The sequence below is a fragment of the Candidatus Liberimonas magnetica genome (genome assembly GCA_020523885.1).
In the GTDB taxonomy this organism is placed as follows: domain Bacteria; phylum Elusimicrobiota; class Endomicrobiia; order Endomicrobiales; family JAFGIL01; genus Liberimonas; species Liberimonas magnetica.
Genome location: JAJAPY010000004.1, coordinates 195,550 through 211,555, shown reverse-complemented (window position 1 = coordinate 211,555; position 16,006 = coordinate 195,550). Strand labels below are relative to the sequence as shown.

Sequence of the window (16,006 nt, the reverse complement as noted above, 5' to 3'; positions counted from 1 at the left end):
TAAGCAAAAAGAGTTAAAAAATGAAAAAGAAATTAGAATCATTGAAATATATCTTTAATAGGCCAAGGAGAACTTTTATTCGCCATTCCTTCAGCTTTTTCATTTTTATTGTTGTTTCACTTATAACTTACAGCTTATCGCTTACCGCTGTAGTCGCTGATTATGATGATACAGGGGCAGGTGCCCGGGCTATGGGTATGGGAAATGCGTTTACTGCTCTGGCCGACGATCCGTTTTGTATCTATTATAACCCGGCAGGACTTGGTTTTATCAGGCAATCACAGATAGGGGCCGATTACGGTAAATTATGGGTAGGCTTGGACGATAATTCTGACCTAAGCACTTCTTTTATCTCGGCTGTTTTTCCATTTTTCATAACGGAGTCCGGAAAGCTCGCGATAAATAAATTCCCAAAAAAAATAAGAACTAGAAAAGTAAAAAAGGCCAGGGTATTCATAGACGATAAAAATAAAGCAAAAGAAAAACTGCTGCTGCTGCTCAATACAAATAAGTCTCCTAAGAAAGACGGTACGTTATCAAGCGTATCAGTTTCAAGCACAGCTTTCGCAGCAGTTTCTTCAAGCGGCATAGCAGCGCCTAAAGACAGCGATATAACAAAAGATAAGACCGTTATCAGGCATTTCGGCACTTTTGCTTTTGGCTGGCGGAATTTTTCGCTTACAGACTATTACGAGGAGTCCTCCTATTATCTTAGTTTCGGAAAATCTTATAAAGAAAGGCTGGCATACGGCATAAACCTGAAATTCCTGTCAGAAAAATACAATATTGACGATTATCTGGTTAAAAGCCCGGTTTTTGATTACGGTAAAAAGGACACTGTCTCAAATTACAGTGTAGATGCCGGATTGATTTACAATATACTTCCTCGTTTCTTCTTCGGGTTCTCGGCCAGCGATATAAACCAGCCGGATCTGGGTTTAAAGGATACTGATCAATTGCAGGCGACTTACAGGCTGGGGTTCGGCTGGAGGCAAAAGAGCATTAAATGGGCTATCGATGGTATAAACAATTCAAACAAGTGGTATACAGCCTTTGGCCTAGAAAAATGGTTAAGTGAAACATTCGCCTTACGCGGCGGGCTGAAAATGGGCGGCAACAATTATGTGAATTCCGGAGTAGGTTTTTCTTTGAATTTTATCGGGACGCAGATTGATTATGCATTCCAGATACCTTTAGTCGGGATAAAAGATATAGGCGGGTCTCACAGGTTAAGTTTAGTCTGCAGGTTCGGAGGCCAGCCGAAAGAAGAACTTGAACCCGGGAGCCTGGAACTTTACTATGCCAACCTGAAAGATGAGGTTTCAGGTTTAAAAAAGAACCTTAGTGATGTGCAGTCGGAAAAAAAGAAATTAGAAGAGATACTGATAGAAGAATCGACCTTAAGGATCAGGGAAAGGATAAAAGCGGCAGAATCAGACGCAAAGAAGATACGGTATGAAGAAAGAAAGAAAACAACCCTTCAGGAAGGCAGTGTTCAAAGAAGTCATATAGTGCGTAAAGGCGATACCCTGCAGTCGGTTTCAAGGGAATATTATGGCGACGAAAAATATTGGAACAATATTTATCAGGCAAACAAAGAAGATATCGGCCGCGGCGGAGCTCTCACCCCGAACCAGGTGCTTATTATACCCTCTTTGTCCCAGTCCATCACTACAGCACCCCCTACCCCGGGCCAGGAGCCAATACCTGAAAACGTGCCCGTAAAAAGAGTCGACGTTGATACCCCAATCCAATTAATCGAGGTCAAACCTGTGCCAGTCTTAATTGAAACTCCTAAACCCAAGGAATTAAAGAAAGAAAGTGCAAAAAGTCCCAATAACAAAGCGGAAAACACAGGGCCAAAGACCCACATCGTAAAACCGGGCGAAAACTTGCAGAACATAGCTCAGAAATACTATAATGATCCCAGCCGCTGGAAAGATATTTATAAGGCAAATAAAGACAAAGTTACCGGAGGGCAGGTAGCACCAGGACAGGAAATAACGATACCACAATAGCGTAGAGCGGATAGCGTTTAGCGTATAGGAAAACCAAAATTATAATTTGTTTTGTGACTATCCGCTATACGCTCTACGCTGAACGCTCTCTAATAATGAGGTAAAAATATGGTAGAAGATGCATGGGATTGGGTACAGGAAGAACTGCAAAAAATACAAACAGAAATGCCAGTAGATTCTGAGATGATGCAGGTTGTAGATGCCATCAGCGTCGCAGATTTCTGGAAAAGGCGTTACGACGAAGAGCAGATGCTCTGGCAGCGTAAGCTTGAGACCAAGGAAGACGAAAAGAAATCGCTCCAAACACAGACTCAAAACCATGAGATGCTTATAAAAGAACTTTCCTGGCAATTAAAGAACCTTGAAAATAGATGGGAACAGGAAAAGCTTTTACTGGAAGACAGGCTCAAGACCAAAGAAATAGAAACTTCTCTTGATAAGGCAAGGTTCCAGTGGGAAACAAAGTTTGAATCTCTTGAAAAAGAGAACAAAGACCTGAAATCCCAGCTTAGCGAAGTTTCAGGGATAAGCGTACTGCCTGCAGGCAAAGCTGTACAGGAGCATATAGATATAAGGGTGCAGAATGAGGCTGTAAAGGAAGCCGAAGAAAAGATAAAAGCCCGCCTTGAAAAAATCGAAGCTGAAAAGGCCGAGGTGGCAAAAGCTTTACAGGAAAAAGAAATCTATCTTGCAGTTGAAAAAGAAAGATGGCAAAAGGTAGAAAAAGAACTGAGCCAGATGTCATCTTTTATGGATAATCGCCTCAAGAGTTTAAAAGACAGGGAAAAAGAGCATTTTGTAATATTAGAAGACCTGGCAAGAGGGTTTGCCCATCGGGTGCGTAATTACCTGGGCATCATGTCCGGTACGATCCAGCTGTGTATCTCTAATTATAAAATGGAAGACGAGATGGAAGAACAGCTGAAAATAGTCGATACCAATGTTCAGGACATGCTCGGTTCGATAGAAGAGTTCCTGAAATTTGCAAGAATACCTGAGATGAGCATAAAGAAACTTGATATTAATGAACTTTTAGAAGAAAACCTGCAGTCATTTGAGAATAAATTCAAAATACAAAATGTTTCAATAAAAAAAGAATTTGGGACAAAAATAAATGTTTTTGACGGAGATAAGAACCTGCTTAATGAGGCTGTTGGCTATTTGCTGCAGAACTCGCTTGAGGCTATGCCTGAAGGAGGCCAGCTGACTTTGTTTACAAATTTTGATGAGAACAATGAAATGATAACCGCTAAAATAGCGGATACCGGTACGGGTATTTCAGAGACGCATATCAAAAAAATATTCCAGCCTTACTTTTCTACAAAAAAAGGCAGGAAGGGCTTGAGCCTGACCGCCGCAAAAAGAATAATTAATCTGCACAAAGGGACTCTTCAAATAGAAAGTGTTAAAGGCAAAGGTACAACGGTTGTTATAAATCTATTTATAGAACCGAAAAAGGAAAGTTTACCGCTGGAAAAAAAGGCATGAAAAGCTATTATAGTTAATCGGCAGGCTTTAAACTAGTTAAAGGACAACGGAATATTGTTTGAATGCCGCTTGCGCACAGCCAGATTGATTTGCCGTCAAAAGCCATCGCTGTTATGTGGTATCTGCTGTTTTTGAATTTATCAAGGGTATAAACAGCCTCCAGAGAAAAATTACTTCCTTTCACTTTATATATTCTGTTCGAACCCGCATCCACAACGTAAAAACTCCCGCCTTTTTTAAACATGCCGCAGGGATTTGCGGCAGGGCTCCTATAAGTATTCACTATACTTAAATCATCTATTTTATGTTTATTTATCTTTCCCTGCTGAAAATCTATGGACCAAAGGCTCGTGCCGTCAAAATAAATACCGGAAATACTAAGTCCCGTGGCATTGTAAGTAGAAACGACCGACAGGTTATAATCTAATTTATGCTTACGGATCTTTTGATCAAAAGAATTACATGTCCATAGATAATTGCCGTCACAGGCAATGCCGTTGACCTGTATACCGGCAAGCTTATAGGCAACGATTATGGATAATTTATCGTCCATAGAGTGCTTATAGATAGATTCTTCCATCAGGTCACTGACCCACAGGTTTTCACCATAAAAACAAATTGCAGACGGGTTTGAATAAGGAATGGAAAACTCCTTTTCCGGCACAGGTCTATTAAACAGGAATTTAAAGGAAAAAAATCCGCCCGACAATAAGATAAATGCCGCCATAACGGCAAATAGCAGGGGAGGTTTTATTGCGGTCTTTTTTATATCTTGTTTAATGGATATTTTATCTGCTGCAGGTTTTTGCTGGGTATTTTTTTCAACGTCGGTTTTGCCGCCGCTGCCAGTTGTATTGCCTTGCCCTAAGGCATTTTCTACCAAACTTAACAGCTTGTCAACTTTGTACGGTTTTGAAACATAATCGAAAGCGCCCTGCCGTACGAGCTCGACTGCGGTTTCAACATCGCCAAAGCCGGAGAGCATAATGACCGGAAGGTCGGGTTTTATTTGTTTTATTTCGGACAGGACCTCAACCCCGTCCATATCCGGTAAACGTATATCCAAAAGGACCAGGTCCAGGGTTTCATTTTCAAAGATTTGCTTTGCTGACATACCGTCTTCAGCTTGTAAGACATTATGTCCTTTCTGCAAGAGTATTTTCGCAGTTACCTGGCGCATCCCTTGTTCGTCATCGATAACCAGCACTTTTGCCATTGTTTGTATTCCTATACAGCTGTATAATATTGGTAGAAAGACTCAGAGATAATTTTAAACACCAAATAATTTGTAAAATGATATGGATTTTATTTGAACAGGTCAGAACTTTATAGGTTTCAAAGCATCAAAAGATAAACAGAATATCTTCCCTTTTTCATCGGCTGCTGCCCATATATTCTTCCCGTCCCAAGTCATACTGGAAAGCTTGTATTTCATATCGGAAAATATTTGAATAGAATAGACATCGCTTACGGTAAAATCCTTAACAGAAACTTTAAATACCCTTGCAGTCTTGTAATCCCCGATGTAAAAATATTCTCCGTTGCGGAACATACCGCAAGGGTTTGGAGCGGGGCTGTCATAAACTCCGGTTACAGATAAGTTATTATCGATCTTGTATTTATAAACCTTGGTCGTATTGCTGTCTAAGACCCATAAATTTACGCCGTCAAAGTACATCCCAGCAGGGCTGCTGTTCGGGCTGGCATAAATTGCCTTAATAGTAAGAGAATCGTCGATATTATGTTTATAGATCTTTTGTTCGATGGAGTTACATGACCAAATATTGTCTCCCGTAAAAGCCAGCCCCGAAGGCTGGGTGTCTGCTGTTTTATACACGGATAATATCGATAATTTATCACCTATTTTATGTTTATATATGTTGCCTGTTACCCAGTCGCTCACCCATAAATTCGGCTTAATATAGCACATGCCTGTCGGGTTTAAGTATGGAACACTATATTCTTGTAATGTTGGTGTTTTAAAAAGTCCTTTGCCTAAAAGAATGATAAACAGAAGTGCTGCAAATGACAGGCCAGGCATCATTAGTTTTTTTGATTTTAGTTTTTTAAAAATCGCGTCTGCAGTTACGGATGAGCCTGCTTTACCGGATGTTGTTTTAACCTGGGAGGCAGCCGGCTGTGCTGTGGGTGCCGGAGCAGAAGACATAGGGCGGGGTTTTGATTTGAGGACTTTTTCTACAATGGTTTTAACCTCATCTATTTTAAAAGGTTTGCTGATGAAATCTGAAGCGCCTTGTTTTATGGTTGATACAGCAATATCAACGTCTGCGGAACCGGACAAGATTATGCCTCTGATATCCTGGTTTAGTTTTTTAAGTTCTCTTAAAACCTCTATCCCGTCCATATCGGGCACCTGTATGTCAAGCAAAGCAATCTCTGGCAGATCTCTTTTTGCTATTTCAATTGCCTGCCGGCCGTCTTCTGCAGTTACGACCTCATGCCCCATGGACTTTAACGTACTTGCCAAAATATCCCTTAAAGAAGACTCATCATCCATTACCAGTATTTTTGCCATAGGTCTTTATCCGCCTTATACTAACCAAGCAATTTCGATATTTTTTCGATCAACAGTACCTGGTTATATGGTTTTGTTATATAATCATTTGCTCCTGCTTCAGTAAGTAGTTCTTTTTCTTCGCTAAGATCATTGCCTGTGCACATAACAACCGGTATTTTTGCAGTTTGCGGGTTTTTTCTAATGTTTTTGCAGGCTTCCCATCCGTCCATTTCAGGCATTTCTGCATCAAGCAAAATTATATCAGGAAGGTTTTGTAATGCGCTGTCTACGGCTTCAATCCCATTTGCAGCCTCAAAAACCAGGTGCCCGGCCTTTGTGATGGACATCTTTGCTATCTTCCTCATCATTTCTGAGTCATCAGCAACTAGGACTTTTGGCATTTTAAATACCTCGTAAATGTTTTTTTTGGGTATATTTATGGGGCACTGAAAAACTCATTGCCTCCTTACCGAGGGATTAAGTTTTTTTCATTGTTGAAAGACTTCAACGGCTTCTTTTATAATACTGTCCTGGATCGTAAGCCCGATCGTTTTTGCCGTGTTTTGATTCAAAGAAAATACTATTTTGTTTGGGTATTCAATATCAATGTTTTTTGGTGATTCGCCTTTAATAATACGGTTTGCAAGCTGGCCTGTTTGTTTGCCTAAACTGGTATAGTCGGGTTCTATTGATAACAAAGCACCTGATTTTGTATAAAATCTTGAAAGGCCGATAACAGGTATTTTTTGTGCAATAGTGTTGATTAATAAGAATTTTATTATTTGAGAATTATACAGTTTAATATCCGGTAGTATCAGGAAACAATTGATTTGTTCAATTAATGATTTCAATTGTGTTCCAAATTCATTTGTATTTTTTACTTCTTTAGCCACAACCGTTAAATTGAGCTTATCTGCCGCCTGTGTTATTTTTGTCACAGATGCAGCTGATTCGGATGTATATAAGATCCCGATATTTTTTGTACCGGGCAGTATCTTTTTGATTTCTTTTAATCTTGTTTCAGGCGTGATATCCATTAGTACGCCGGTTGCAGAGTCGTTGGATCTGGCATAGTTGGTGACCATACAAAAAACTACCGGGAAGCTTGAGAGTTCCGAGATCGCAATTTCTAATGATTCATTCCCTAAAACTAAGACCAGGGCTGGTTTTGCGGTTTTTATGTCTGTAAGGACTGATTCTTTACCTCTGTCTTTTATATTATATATTGACAATTTAGGTGTAATACCTGAATCCCGTAAAGACTGTTTAAATCCGTTTATAGCATCATTATACGCTTGAAATTCAGCTGATACAATACAGGCAATAACCGTTTCAGCAGAATATAGCGGGGTAGAGAAAAAAAAGACAAAAATAAATAAAACAATTGCTAAATATTTCATTCTAATACCTTCTATGAAAACAAAGTCAAGAAGAATGACATAAAAGAATTTAATGATTGTATAGTATCAAAAAAAATATTTTTAGTCAAGGTGTTTAAAACTTCTTTCAAGCTAAAGTAAAGAATTCCGTTTTTAGAAAGAGAGAAATTTTACTTAATTGTGTTGTAGTAGGTATAGTGTGGGCCTAGTTTTGGCGAAAAGCATTATTATACATCGTTTTTTCTTTCTTTTTCGTTAATACATGCGACATGAAATCCCCCGACTTCCTGTCGGGGGATGAATGCAGATGATGTCGCAGTAGGTCGCGTTATTAAAGGAGCCTCCGTCTCCTGCCGGAGGGGCTCCACTAACGTTGAGAAACAACTCTAAACTTTCGTATAGGGTCATTTTACTGTGGTATCTACTTCTTTTTCGGCTATATCGTAATTTCGGCAATAAAAGCAAGCACTATTTTATAAACTAAATTGATGTAAAAAATAGCAAAATATGGCAATTGATATTAGTTAATACATATTTAAAAATATTATTTTTGTTGTCTTTCCATTAATAACAACAATAGACACTAGATAACAGAAAATAGTAATTAAAGGTGTTATATGGTAAATAGCAATAGTTAAATATTTTTTCTAAAAGTATTGACAATAATGATAGAAATATAATATAATCATTATCATGTCTGTCCAAATTGGCCAGCAGACTGTGTCGAAAAGTACTTTTTGGATTTGAAATAACATTTTCTGTCATTCCTGCGAAACTTGTCCTCGAAAGTCTTAATCGGGGAGCAGGAATCCCTATCGACAAAAGTTTTAATTTCTGGATACCCGCTTTCGCGGGGTATGACACTTAATTTGGACAGCTATGAATCATTATTATTCTTAATGCAGTCAAGTAATATTTATTTTATATGTTTCTTTTTGGTAATTGGAGGAAGTTATGCCACAAGCAAAAACTAACTATCGCAAGTTAGTGGCTTTTTATCTGGCTGACGAAGAATATGGTGTCACTATAACTCAAATACAAGAAGTAATACTTAAACCCGCCATTACATTTATCCCTGGAATGCCTGATTTTATAGAAGGAGTAATAAATTTAAGAGGAAAAATAATACCCGCAATTGATTTAAGAAAACGTTTTAAGCTCCAATACAAATCTGATACCGATAAAACCCGCATCATTGTAGCAACCACAACGGATCAGACAGTCGGCCTGGTGGTGGACGGGGTTTCTGAAGTCATAAATCTCCCGGAAGACAAAATAGACCCAATGCCTCCGACTATATCATCGATAGATGCTGAATACCTGTCAGGAGTCGGTAAAATGGAAAAAAGGCTGATAATACTTCTTAACGTTGAAAAACTTCTAAGTGAGATAGAAAAAGTTGCCATCGAACAGCTTTCAAAGAAAGAAAAAGTAAATACAGAACAAAATGAAACAAAGTAATACCTTAGGAAACTTGTCTACACAGATTTTACATAAAGATTGCAATCAAGTACAGGATTTTAAAATTCATACTTAGGAAACAAAATAATCAAACATGGAGGTTCGTTTATGGAATTGTTTATGTTAAAGAAAGCAGGCATTAATCAAAAAATCATCGGATACTTTCTTTTAATTATGATAACCATACCTTTGCTCATAATAGGTCTAACCATTACAAGATCAAAACAATATTTGATCCAGGGCGTACAGAATAAATCTAAAATTGTAACCTCAAACATCGCATCGGCCTGTGCTGATTCCGTGATGGCGATATCTTATGGAGATATTATGGTATCAGAAGGAGAAGTCGACAGGCTTAACCGCCTGCTTGAAGTATTAAAGAAAACGGATTCGGATGTTGAATATGCGATTTTACTGGCTAAGGACGGAAAGTGTATTACTTCTACAGAAAATGAATTTAAAGGGCAATTACTAAATAAAACTGCATTCGAGGTAGCAGCATTGTCCCAAGAACAATTAGGGATATTTCAAAATCCGTCCAAGAAGGATATATTTGAGACCGTAGCCCCTATAATCGCCTCAGGCCAAAAAGTCGGGATATTAAGAACAGGGTATTCAACCAAACCCATATCAAAAGTGGTAAATAATATAATAATCATTTCGTTTTTGATCGGCATCATTACTATTCTTGCAGGAAGCCTGTTGTTCTATTTTATGCTGCAAAAGGTATTAATCACGCCCTTAAACGAGGTAATGTCGGTGGCTAAAAAAATAGCAGACGGCAATTTATCGCAGAAAGAAATCGAAGTAAAAACAAATGACGAGCTCGGGCACCTTGCACAAATATTTAACCAGATGCTGCGGGGCCTAAGCGAACTTGTGAAAAGAGCGGAATTAATAGCAAGCGGGATAATAGGGGCAGATATTGTGGAAGAAAAAATAAAAACAGGAATGAACCTTTCCCAGGCATCGTCTATGGGTGATGTCAAATCTCAGGGCGACCTGGCCGTTGCCTTTGACAGGATGCAGACTGAATTGAGAAAATTAACCATACAGGCAAGAAGAATTGCCAATGACGATTTAAACAACCCTGCTTTAGATATACAAATATTCGGTGAACTTGGAGAGGCATTCAGTCAAATGACCTCAAATCTTAAAAACCTTGCGAACATTGCCGAAGCTATAGCTAACGGCAACCTCAAGACCAATGTAACGGTACATTCAACTCAAGATGTGCTGGCAAATGCATTTTCAAAAATGATCACAAATTTAAAAAATCTTGTCGGTACTGTGCTGCAACTGTCTAATACAACACATCATTCCGCAAATAATATGGCTCAAACGACAAAACAGGCAAACCAGACAATGTCTCAGGTACAGTCTTCGATCCAGCAGATAGCATCTGCCATCAATCAGGTGGCAAAAAGCGCCCAAGGGATTTCTATCATGGTACAGAATTCAAATAAGATCGTGGATACAGGGAGCTCAAATATATCAAAAGTCATAGAAAAATTCGCCTCGGTCCAGAATACGATAGAAACAACCGGACGTTCGATAAGCAAACTTAACGAAAGGTCGAACGAGATCTCTGAAATAGTCGGTTTAATAACAAAAATAGCTGATCAGACAAACTTGCTTGCCTTGAATGCCGCTATAGAAGCGGCCAGGGCCGGTGAAGCAGGCCGCGGGTTTGCAGTAGTCGCAGATGAGGTTAGAAAACTTGCAGAATCATCCAGCAGTTCTGCGGACAAAATATCCAACATAATAAAGGAAATACAAACAGATACGGAAAACGTCGTAACGTCTTCCAAGGAATCCCTTGATGAAGCTAAGGTCGTTTTGGAGCTTGCAGACAAAATGCAAACAGGCTATAACGAAATAGTCGAAACGATCAAAGACATGAACCTGCAGGTTGAACAAATAGTTGCAACTGCCGAAGAGACCGCCGCTTCGGCAGAGGAAATTACAGCCGGGACACAGGAACAATCCGCCGCCATAACAGAAATCGCAAATAACGCTCAAGGTATGGCCGACCAGTCCAAGAACCTAAAGCTTGAAGTAAATAAGTTCCAATTGTAATTTATTGCATTGGAATTTGAAAATCCTATACATGATTACGGTGATTATTAACTTCGATGGTTCGACAAACTCACCATCTTGAGCGAAGTCGAAGGATTACACAGATTAAACATGCGACATGAAATCCCCCGGCTCCTGAGGGGTTCCACTGGCAAAACCGCTTATATAATCATTGTAATCTTTGTATAAAATCTGTGTAATCGACAAGTTTCCGAAGGAATTAACTTGTGGGACCAACTGCCGAAGAATATTATTTCAATAAACTTTTAGATCTTATACATAAAAGACTTTCAATTAATTGCAGGCAATATAATGAAGCTTATATAAAAAGGCGCATAAATGCAAGGATCTCGGCCAATGACCTTGAATTAGACAATTACAACGCCTACATTAAAATATTAGAAAAAAATCCCGAAGAATTAAGATATTTATTCGATGCGTTGACGATAAATGTTACAAAATTTTTCAGAGATATAAAGATCTGGAAATATATTCAGAACAATGTTTTGCCGATCATAATACGAGAAAAAAATACGTCTTATAACAAAAGTATCTCTGTTTGGTCTTGTGGATGTTCTTCAGGAGAAGAACCGTATTCTATCGCGGTATTATTATCCGAACTATATGAAAAACATAACTATAAAATCTATATAACAGCAACAGATATAGACGAAACCTCTCTTTTAAAAGCACGGAATGGGATCTACAGCACGGAATCTATGACTGAAATCCCAAAAGAATACATAAATAAATATTTTACAAAAATAGAAAATATCGGTTTATATAAAATAAACGACAAAATAAAAAATCAGGTTATTTTTAAACGCAAGGATGTATTTGGGGGCGAGGTTTTTTGCAATACCTTTGATATCGTGCTTTGCAGGAATATGCTGATCTATTTTAATGCCCAGGCAAAAGAAAAATTGGTGAATATTTTTCATAAATCTCTTGTTGAAAACGGCTGGCTGATCATCGGCGAATCTGAAATCCTTTTTGAAAGGCATTTAAAAAATAAGTTATACTTTTACGACGAAAAAGAAAGGATATACCGGAAAGAAAGACGGAATGAGCAGGAAAAAACTGACCAGGAAAAAAGAAACAGGTGGTGGCACGGATACCCGCCCAAAAGTTAAAACTGCCGGGAAATACTAAAAATGATAAAAGTACTTGTGGTGGATGATTCAACATTCTTAAGAAAAATAATTAAGCAAATACTTTCCTTTGACCCCGAGATCGAAGTAATTGATGAAGCTGGTGATGGCAAAGAAGCTATTGAAAAAACATTGCTTTTAGGGCCGGATGTTATTACTATGGATATAATCATGCCGGGTTTCGACGGTCTATGGGCGCTTGAAGAAATCATGAAGCAGCGGCCCACTCCTGTTATTTTAGTCAGTTCAATCAGCCTGCCTTCTTCAGACGTAGTACAGGAAGCTTTCTCTTTAGGTGTCGTAGACGTAGTCATCAAACCGGAGAAGCAGGAAGATACTTCTGCGATCAGAAAAGAACTCATTGAAAAAGTTAGAGCAGCTTCTAAAATCAACAAGGTCAGGCTCCTTGAAAATAAGGCACTGCAATTAAATAAGAAAAAACCTTTAACTAATTCAAAAGCTACCCAAGTTGTCGTAATAGCGACCTCAGCGGGAGGCCCGCCTTCCCTTTATGAAGTAATATCAAAATTCTCTGAAAACTTGTCGGCAGGGATAATTATTGCCCAGCACCTTCCGAGTGTTTTTGTAGATTCCTTTATAGCTCATTTGCAGACAAAGACCACCCTGCATGTCAGGCATGCGAATAAGGGCGATATTCTCCGGTCAAGAGATATCCTCTTCTCTCCCACTGATTCAACCCTGGAATTGTACAACACCAAAAGAGGAAAAGTAGTGAACCTGATAGATTATCAAGTGCGCTTACAGCCTGACATTGACAAAGTAATTATTTCCTGTGCAAAAGCTTTTAGGTTCGAAACCATTCTGGTCATACTTTCAGGCCTCGGCAATTCTGGAGTAAAAGGCGCCGAGGAAGTAAAAAAATTAGGGGGCAAGGTAATAGTTGAAGACGAATCAACCGCGGGAGTGTTTAACGGGATGCCACTAAGTGTTATAACATCAGGTTTTTATGACACGACAAGCTCTTCTTATACTATCGCAGCTACAGTAGAAAGATATCTTGGCTCAAAAGTTGATGCAGCCGGTCAAAAGAATTTTTATGTTAAGGGAAGCGTACTTAAGAATACCATGAATTACTTGCAAGAAAAAGAACGGGAGAAGGTTTGCAGCGATATTCTCGCAAACATGACAGAAAATTCAAGAAATACCCTGTCAGGCGAAATAAATTCTTATAATTATTTTCCGGGCAGCATTTACAATGAGCTAAATGAAAACATCTTTAAATTTTTAAGCAAAGCTAACCCTAATATAATAGAAACTATCGCTTACGAAAATGCAAGGAACTGTTACCGGTTATTCAAAAAAGGCCTCGATATAGTGCCTTTAGATGTTGAAAATTTAATTACTGTCCTGGAAACCATAAACAAGATTATTTTTCCTGAAGTGCAATGGGAAAAGGTTTCATTAAATCTTGAAAAAAAATATTTAAAATTCATACAACGGAACGGCGGTTATACAGAATCAAATTCGGAGATACTTGCAAATGCGACTAACAGTTGGACATTATATTTTTTTGAGCAGGCGAAATTGACCTTGACCAGGATCGAAAATGAGACCGGCAAAGATAACAAGGGATATTTTATTGCCTGCAGCGTGTGGTGGAAGTAAGCCCCTTTAGAAATAATATCTGTAAAGAATAAAAAAAATACGGCCTTAATACTAGAATCAAATGGATGAAATGGACATTTCCCAATTCAAAGAAGTATTTTTGTCTGAAGCCAAAGAACACCTGGTTTCACTAAACTCTGCTTTGCTTGTAGCGGTTAAAAATCCGTCAAATAAGGAAACCTTAAATCAGGTCTTTAGATCGGCACATACCTTGAAAGGCATGGCTGCTATAATGGATTTTAACAAAATAACCGACCTTTCACGCACTATGGAAAACCTTGTTGATAAACTCCTTAGAAATGAACTCAGGGCTACAGCCGAAATTGTTGATTTGATTTCTAAGACTTCTGAAGTTTTAAAAAAACTTATTGAAGATGTTGAGACTAATACTGATTCAGGCATAAATATTGATGCATTGATGGCTTCGTTTGGCAAATTGACCGATCTCCAAAAACAAAAACCATATCCTTGAAAAAAGCATCAATTTCATTAAGTTGTACCTCAGGTTAAGAAGTTAAATCCTGCTTTATATGTAACTTGCTTGCGGCAGGGCTAACCAAAAACAGGTTAGACTTGACTTATTAATAATTTATTTATATAATTTAGGCATACTAATAGTATCTCTCTACAGCAGTCTACCTGCATTAACCTGGATACTCCATTGGCAACAATCAAAATAAGACGGGGGGAGGAAAAATGAAAAAAACAATTGTTTTTTTTGTTTGTAGTTTAGCCATGGTTTTTTCAGTTCAGTCTGTCCAGGATGTTATCAGGATGTACGGTGCAACGACCGTTGTCGAATTCTTGGGCCCTTACAAAAATATAGTTGAAAAAAACCTGGAGTGCAGGCTGGAAATTGTAGGAAATGCCGCAGGCGTAGGGCTTATGAACCTTGACCAGGGTAAATGTGACGTAGCTTTAACAGCTACAACTCTTGAAAACACCCTGAATGCCGCAAGGATGGGAAAAAGAGACATAAGTAGTAACGGGCTGGTATTTACGTCCTTAAAAAATGATGAACTGGTATTTATCCTTAATAAGTCAAATCCAGTTACAAATTTAACAAAAGAACAGCTTAAAAAAATCCTTATAGGCAGTATAACTAACTGGAGAGAAGTCGGCGGGCCGAATTTAACGATAGCTGTTATTGCAGGCAAACCTACATGTGCAATCAGAAACCTTATAAGAAAAGAATTATTTCCCGAAGCTGATTTTTCACCCCGCACGAAAGAATTTACTCTTTATGATGCATTAGTTGCAGAGGTAGAGTCTACTCCTGGGGCAATTGCTGGAGTAAGCAGGACGTATGTTACGCCTGATGTGAAAATAGTAGATTCTGTCAAACTTTCAAGGCCGTTGGCGTTCATAACAAAAGACGACTCTCAAGGAAAAGTAAAAAAAGTTATAGAAGAGTTCAAGAAGGCTGTATCTGAAACAGAAAAACCAGCAGAACAAAAGCAATAATTGGTGAAATAAGGTTAATCCAACATGTCTCCCCGGGTTGGCAGCCCGTCGATCATGGTGGACATGCAGGTTGTTGGCGCGTCAAAAAAAGCCGCCAATCATATTGGCGGAGTTTTTAGTTTTGTATTGCAAGCAGTTCACTTATTGTAACAATACTATACCCCTGCCTTTGTAGTTCCTCTATGAAATCGGAAAGCATTTCAAGCATAGGTTTATCTTTTTTCCCGGAGTCATGAAGTAAAAAAATAGCGCCGGGTTTAATATGTTCAGTATATGTTTTAAGCAGCTGTTCCTTGGTCATTTTTTTCCAGTCGGTCCCGAAAGACCAGTTAATTAATACCAAAGTCTGTTCTTTAGCTATAGCTTTTACCCATTGCCTGACATAACCGTTCGGCATCCTAAGTAAACTTACCTTAATACCGAGCGCCTTCTCTGCCTCTTTCCGGGTTTTTTCTATTTCGTTTATCAAGAATTCCCTATAATCGCTTTTCTTATAAGCATAAAAATTCGGGTGGCTGTACAGGTGTATTCCTATTTCATGGCCTGCGGATTGCACTTCTTTTGCTATATCCGGGTATTGCGCTAATTTTGCCCCTTCCATGAAAAAGGTCGCTTTGATATTGTGCTTCTTTAGTATATTAAGCACTTTTTTTGTATTCGGTGCAGGCCCATCGTCAAAAGTAAGCGAAAGCGCTTTCTTGTCTTTAGGCCCGTCAGCATAAAACACTTTCTGGTTTTGAGAAAAAGCAAAGTTTGATATTAGAAAAACTAATAAACAAGCTAAATAAATTTTTTTCCTCATGATGTTCCTTATTATATCAA

Annotated in this window: 13 protein-coding genes; 8 read left to right on the top strand and 5 right to left on the bottom strand. The window is 38.5% G+C overall.

Annotation, left to right across the window (positions count from 1 at the left end):
- Nucleotides 1-20 precede the first annotated feature (20 nt).
- Together LHV68_04755 and LHV68_04750 are read left to right on the top strand one after the other, a co-directional pair.
- Nucleotides 21-2,018 (top strand): LysM peptidoglycan-binding domain-containing protein, encoded by a 1,998-nt coding sequence (locus LHV68_04755; protein ID MCB4791179.1) that lies wholly within the window; start codon nucleotides 21-23, stop codon nucleotides 2,016-2,018.
- Nucleotides 2,019-2,126: 108 nt separating this feature from the next.
- Complete coding sequence (locus LHV68_04750; protein MCB4791178.1) at nucleotides 2,127-3,506, top strand: hypothetical protein; 1,380 nt, start codon at nucleotides 2,127-2,129, stop codon at nucleotides 3,504-3,506.
- Between the two features lie 13 nt (nucleotides 3,507-3,519).
- On the opposite strand, the gene LHV68_04745 is transcribed toward LHV68_04750, so the two are convergent.
- The 4 genes from LHV68_04745 to LHV68_04730 form a co-directional block, all read right to left on the bottom strand.
- Nucleotides 3,520-4,722, bottom strand: a complete 1,203-nt coding sequence (locus LHV68_04745; protein ID MCB4791177.1) for a response regulator — start codon at nucleotides 4,720-4,722, stop codon at nucleotides 3,520-3,522.
- Between the two features lie 102 nt (nucleotides 4,723-4,824).
- Complete coding sequence (locus tag LHV68_04740) at nucleotides 4,825-6,042, bottom strand: response regulator (GenBank protein MCB4791176.1); 1,218 nt, start codon at nucleotides 6,040-6,042, stop codon at nucleotides 4,825-4,827.
- A gap of 20 nt (nucleotides 6,043-6,062) precedes the next feature.
- Nucleotides 6,063-6,425, bottom strand: a complete 363-nt coding sequence (locus LHV68_04735) for a response regulator (GenBank protein MCB4791175.1) — start codon at nucleotides 6,423-6,425, stop codon at nucleotides 6,063-6,065.
- Between the two features lie 87 nt (nucleotides 6,426-6,512).
- The gene (locus LHV68_04730) at nucleotides 6,513-7,424 is read right to left on the bottom strand and encodes an ABC transporter substrate-binding protein (protein ID MCB4791174.1); all 912 of its coding nucleotides are present in this window, start codon (nucleotides 7,422-7,424) and stop codon (nucleotides 6,513-6,515) included.
- Between the two features lie 933 nt (nucleotides 7,425-8,357).
- On the opposite strand from LHV68_04730, the gene LHV68_04725 reads away from it, so the two are divergent.
- From LHV68_04725 to LHV68_04700, 6 genes are all read left to right on the top strand, one after another.
- Nucleotides 8,358-8,864, top strand: coding sequence for a chemotaxis protein CheW (locus tag LHV68_04725; protein ID MCB4791173.1), 507 nt, complete (start codon nucleotides 8,358-8,360; stop codon nucleotides 8,862-8,864).
- A gap of 108 nt (nucleotides 8,865-8,972) precedes the next feature.
- A complete protein-coding gene (locus tag LHV68_04720; protein ID MCB4791172.1) occupies nucleotides 8,973-10,943 on the top strand; it encodes a methyl-accepting chemotaxis protein in 1,971 nt (656 codons plus the stop codon).
- 227 nt (nucleotides 10,944-11,170) lie between these two features.
- Nucleotides 11,171-12,076 (top strand): protein-glutamate O-methyltransferase CheR, encoded by a 906-nt coding sequence (locus tag LHV68_04715; GenBank protein MCB4791171.1) that lies wholly within the window; start codon nucleotides 11,171-11,173, stop codon nucleotides 12,074-12,076.
- A 21-nt stretch (nucleotides 12,077-12,097) separates the two neighbouring features.
- Nucleotides 12,098-13,720 (top strand): response regulator, encoded by a 1,623-nt coding sequence (locus tag LHV68_04710; GenBank protein ID MCB4791170.1) that lies wholly within the window; start codon nucleotides 12,098-12,100, stop codon nucleotides 13,718-13,720.
- A gap of 61 nt (nucleotides 13,721-13,781) precedes the next feature.
- Nucleotides 13,782-14,192, top strand: coding sequence for an Hpt domain-containing protein (locus tag LHV68_04705; GenBank protein ID MCB4791169.1), 411 nt, complete (start codon nucleotides 13,782-13,784; stop codon nucleotides 14,190-14,192).
- 224 nt (nucleotides 14,193-14,416) lie between these two features.
- Entirely contained in the window at nucleotides 14,417-15,184 is a 768-nt protein-coding gene (locus LHV68_04700) for a substrate-binding domain-containing protein (protein MCB4791168.1), read from the top strand.
- A 115-nt stretch (nucleotides 15,185-15,299) separates the two neighbouring features.
- On the opposite strand, the gene LHV68_04695 is transcribed toward LHV68_04700, so the two are convergent.
- Nucleotides 15,300-15,986, bottom strand: a complete 687-nt coding sequence (locus LHV68_04695) for a polysaccharide deacetylase family protein (protein ID MCB4791167.1) — start codon at nucleotides 15,984-15,986, stop codon at nucleotides 15,300-15,302.
- Nucleotides 15,987-16,006: the final 20 nt, after the last annotated feature.